This window comes from Stieleria sedimenti (assembly GCF_025060895.1).
GTDB classification, from domain to species: domain Bacteria; phylum Planctomycetota; class Planctomycetia; order Pirellulales; family Pirellulaceae; genus Stieleria; species Stieleria sedimenti.
In genome coordinates, this window is sequence record NZ_JANZKV010000367.1 from 1 (window position 1) to 4,621 (window position 4,621).

Below are 4,621 nucleotides of genomic sequence, written 5' to 3' on the forward strand. Positions count from 1 at the left end.
GGGAGAGAATCTAAATGGTTACCAAATCCCGCAGTTAAAGAATCGACGTCCCAAAGGGATAGCCGCAAGCTGGAAGCTTACGCCACGATCGCAAGCTGGAAGCTTACGCCACGTTAGGCGATGATTTCGCGTTTGTTTTGGACGTAGTCCCAGAGGACGAAACGATCCAGGTTGTTGCCGCTGGTGAAGAACACGCGACCAGACGTGGACTGCGCCATCCGGTTGGCAAACCGGATGTCTTCTTCGGATTGCGACCAACTGGGCACCAGAAAGATATTGATCGTGATTCCTTCCTTAGCGCACAAGGCGGCTTCGCGCATCGTGGCTTGCTCGGTCCGCGGATCCGGCGGGTACAGCATGTACAGCCATTCGTCTTCGCAATGCGCCGTGGGTAACCCATCGGTGATCAACACGATCTGGCGGTTCGGTGTGTCGCAATTGACCAGGTTTTGGCGTGCCAATTGCAACGAGCGCTGAATATTGGTGAAGTGCGGATGGATTTGTGCTTCGCTGACATTCTGGTCACTGAGGTCGGCTTTGAGCCGCACCCAAGGATCGTGAATGGTGACCGGTTTGGGCATCAGGTTGATGATTTCGCCGGGGGCGCGGAGTTTGGCGAACGTGTACATCTCGATGAATCGCAAGAAATCACCGGGGTATTCGGATTGGATCAATCCCTGCAGCGCGAGCGCCATGCGTTTGACGTTCATGTATTGGCCGTCGTAGCGCATCGAACCGCTCATGTCCATGATCACACAGGTGGCGCACTTGGGGTGATTGCGTGTCTTGTGGATTTCGATGTCATCGCCGCGCAGCCGCAGCGGTCGCTCGTCGCCTTGGCGAAGCAGGGCGTTGATGACCGTTTGCGGGATGTCCATGTTGGCGACCGAATCGCCGAACTCGTAAGGCTTGGTTTGTTGCAATTCCACCGCGCCTTCACCGACGACGTTTCCTTGATGGCGTCCGGACCGCGAAGGGGCCAGCTCACTGAAGATTCGTTCGAGCAGCCGGCCTTGAAAGATCTTGTAGGCGTGGGGCGTCAGACGAAACTGTCCGGACGAATCACGCTGGAGCCCCTGACGCTCGGCTTCTTCGCGGATCAAGTTCTCGACCTGACGTCGCATCTCTTCGAGCTGTTCCATGTCGCCCGGTTGAGCGAACTCGCTGAGCATGTCCATGTCGATCAGCCCGATCTGCGCCGACTTGGCTGCCTCTTCGAGTTGCTTGAGTAACTCGTCGATCTTTTCGAGTTCTTCTTTGATTTCCAAGGCTTTGGGAACCGACATCGACTCGTTGCCGGTGAACTCATACTTGCTGGCGAGTTCTTCGATGTTGTGTTTGTCACCCATTCGTGCGGCGATCTTCAACAAGTCAGTCGAGAGCGATCCGCCCTGATCCTCGGCGCGATACCAGAGCGATTCGAGCAGGTAGGGCTGCTCGCGGTTGATCGCTTGTCGGTAGGTTTCGGCCAGCTTTTTAGGAACCCGCACGTCCTTGGCCGCGGAGTGAAAGGCTTTGCGAGCTTTCTTTTGGACCGACCGCGACTCGTAGGTTTCGAGAATCTTTCGTTTGCGTTCTTCGAGCATCGCTTTGAGGAAGTCGATACTCGGGCCCAGTCCTTGGATCTGGCTGGGATCCAGACGCACCGCACGGGCGAGTTCTTCTTCGCTCAATTCACGAAACTCGCCATACATCAGCGCTTGTTCAAAGGCCGGCGTCACGAGGTCCGGCGGCGGCTCGCTTGGTGGCGGAAACGAAGCCGGATCGTACTTTTGGTACGCGTGGATGATGCCGCCGAGTCGTTTGTTCATGCGATTAAACTTCGTATTCGATTTTGCCGTGACGTTGAGCTCGGCTGATACGGTCCATGCTATACAAGCCCGCCAACACAAACTCCACGCAACTGGCCCGAACCGCCTCGCTTTCGCTGGCGTTGACCTCAAACGCCAAATTCCAGGCCGGCGGGACACTCTGCAGACGTTCGGCGTAATGGCTGCTCGGCAGCAAGTCTCCCACCTCGACGCGGACGCCGCTGCGGAAGATTTCGGCGATCTCCCCCAGCCCGTGTTTTTCCACGTATTCACCGAAGATGACTTGAACGGCTTTGGCGACGACCGCATCGAGAACCTGTTTCTCACTCATCTGGTGGGTGCCCATCAGATCCAGTTCCAGCTTGCCGAGCGAGCTGGAGTAAAGGTGTCCCAAGTCGCTGATTCGCGGAACGGCCGGTCGTTCGTTGTGCAGGATGCCTCGTTGGCGTGCCGAGGCGACCATGATTCGGAAATTGGCCAATGAAAAGCGAGCCGACACGCCCGACGCTTGATCGATGAACTTGCTCCGACGAGCCTGCTCGGTGATCTCTTCGACCAATTGGAACATGAAGTACGGCACTTGGACCGGATACTCGCCCTCCAGGTCTGCGCCGATTTCTTGCCGCAGGATGTCGATTCCCTGATCACGTTCGGTCGGGTAGTGCGTTTGCACGATCGTCCCGATGCGGTCCTTCAATTGGGGAATCACCTTGCCGCTGCGGTTGTACGTCGACGGGTTGGCGGAGAACAGGATCATGATGTCCAAATCAAATCGGATGGGAAAGCCGCGGATTTGCACGTCCCGTTCTTCGAGGATATTGAACAAGCCGACTTGAACCAGGTCGTCCAGCTCGGGCAATTCATTCATGGCGAAGATGCCGCGATGCATCCGGGGGATCAGCCCGAACGACAATGCTTCTTCGGCACTCATGCTGACGCCGCCGGTCAGTTTTGCCGGGTCGATTTCGCCGATGATGTCGGCGAACTTGGTGCCCGGCGACAATCGTTCCGAATACCGGTGGTCGCGATGCCACCAGGCGATCTTGATGTCTTCCGGATCAAGCGTTTCGACCAGTTTTCGACCGAGTGACGTGACCGGGTGCGTCGGGTCTTCGTGAACGGGCAACTCGGGATGGTCGATGAAGGGGAGCCACTCGTCCAAGAAACGGGTCAGCATCCGCATGATGCGGCTCTTGGCCTGTCCTTTTTCGCCGAGGAACAGCATGTCGTGACCGGCCAACAGGGCCAAATTGATTTCCGGGATCACGGTGTCGTCATAGCCGACGATTCCCGGAAACAGTTCCTCGCCGCTGGCCAGCATCCGCGTGAAGTTATCGCGGATCTCGCGCTTGACCGTTTTCGATTCCCATCCGCTGTCGATCAACTCTTTCAAAGTCGTTGCGGTGGGTGCTGCCGTCGCGACGTTCATTCACAATCATCCGTAGTAGTTAAGAAACGAGCCTCACTCGGTCTGATTGTAGACTCCTGCAAAGCGAGGGAAGGAAACCGGGCGTGGATCCGCTCAGCGACTGTTCGCCGCTGGCAGCGATCGCTCTGGCCCAGCGTTTCGATGGTGTCCCCAATTCCACACCGCCCCGGCCGTCAGCAGCAGGGTGACGATCATCGTCAGGATTAGGCTGGGACGAGTGGCAAGACGTCGCAGCGTCAATACTGGCTTTGCCGCCGTCGGCCGGACGTCTTGCAACGTCGTCACGTCCGACGCGAACGCTCGCCCCTGGCAAACTTCGTCGACGTGATGGGTCGTGGTCGACGACTCGGACGCGTCGCAGGATTGGATCAGAATCGGACCATCGGCGAATTCCGCTCGGCCGGCCCGATACAGGGCGGCGGGACGAATGCGACCGACGTGGGCCCGGGAGTGACGATCCATTCGCTGCCGCGGATCCAACAGCCGATAGGTCGAAACGGCGATTCGCGAGAGTTGTTGTTCGGTCAACGGGTTGGGGGCGCTCAGCTGTCGTCTGGCCAACGATTTGGCGGCGCGGCTGGCCGCGTGACGGATCACTGCCAGTCGCGTTTCAGTCGGCTGGATACCGATCCGCTGAAAATCGGCCGGTCCCAGGGTGACAACATCCTCCACCACGTCCGCATCGCCGGCGGGTGGGGCGAAAAATTCGAATTCAGCCGGTTTGGACAAAATGCAAGTCACAGGATGGGGAATTCAGTTCGCCCCACAGGCCGCTGGGTGGGCCGCTCGATGGGGGCAGACTGAGGGGACGGTGGGATGGTGACGTCGGCAAGCGTTTTTCTCGCAGCTTGGAATTTCAACGCCTTACCAATGGGAGCCCAACAACCCAGTAACGGTTCGCTGCCAAACTTGGACCTTTTTTCTCAGACGCCATTCGACAGATTTAGTGCCATATTGTCGGTGGCGGGAATAGGATCGTCCAGTTTTTTTGGTGTCCCGTGACCCGTCTCGCCGTCAGGACACTGACAGGGTGCAAATCGCGACCCTACTGCTCCGTCAACTCTTCTCGTTGGCTGCCTGACCCGAATGGTATGGGAATTAGTAAAACGGGATTCAGCAACCGTTGGTGTCTAGCCTTGAGGCGATTCCCGGTCGCTGCTACGCAGCGAGAATGGGCGGCTAAAGCCCAATACCGCTAAGTTAACATGAATGAGGGGGCCCGGACGCTGGCGCGAACCGGCTGATGTCAAACGAATATCAGCCGTTTGGCGCGAGCCTACGGGCCCTCATCTCAAGAAACGACGCTTAACTTAGCGGTATTGGGCTAAAGCCTGCACACCAACCCTCTTGCCCGTGCCATTCGGGGCACGCGCCCCAAAAT

3 protein-coding genes are annotated in these 4,621 nt (G+C 57.8%); all 3 read right to left on the reverse strand.

Features of this window, described 5'->3' with window-relative positions; genetic code table 11:
* Nucleotides 1–113: 113 nt before the first annotated feature.
* Complete coding sequence (locus NZK35_RS33825; protein WP_259636947.1) at nt 114–1,811, reverse strand: vWA domain-containing protein; 1,698 nt, start codon at nt 1,809–1,811, stop codon at nt 114–116.
* Between the two features lie 4 nt (nt 1,812–1,815).
* On the reverse strand, nt 1,816–3,240 hold the full coding sequence (locus NZK35_RS33830; RefSeq protein ID WP_259636948.1) for a P-loop NTPase family protein: 1,425 nt from the start codon (nt 3,238–3,240) through the stop codon (nt 1,816–1,818).
* A gap of 93 nt (nt 3,241–3,333) precedes the next feature.
* Nucleotides 3,334–3,981: a hypothetical protein gene (locus NZK35_RS33835; protein WP_259636949.1), complete on the reverse strand. Its 648-nt coding sequence runs from the start codon at nt 3,979–3,981 to the stop codon at nt 3,334–3,336.
* Between the last annotated feature and the right edge of the window lie 640 nt (nt 3,982–4,621).

Bases quoted from the DNA above. Each gene is read 5' to 3' on its own strand.
- NZK35_RS33825 (WP_259636947.1), bottom strand. From the start codon at position 1,811: ATGAACAAACGACTCGGCGGCATCATCCACGCGTACCAAAAGTACGAT.
- NZK35_RS33830 (WP_259636948.1), bottom strand. From the start codon at position 3,240: ATGAACGTCGCGACGGCAGCACCCACCGCAACGACTTTGAAAGAGTTG.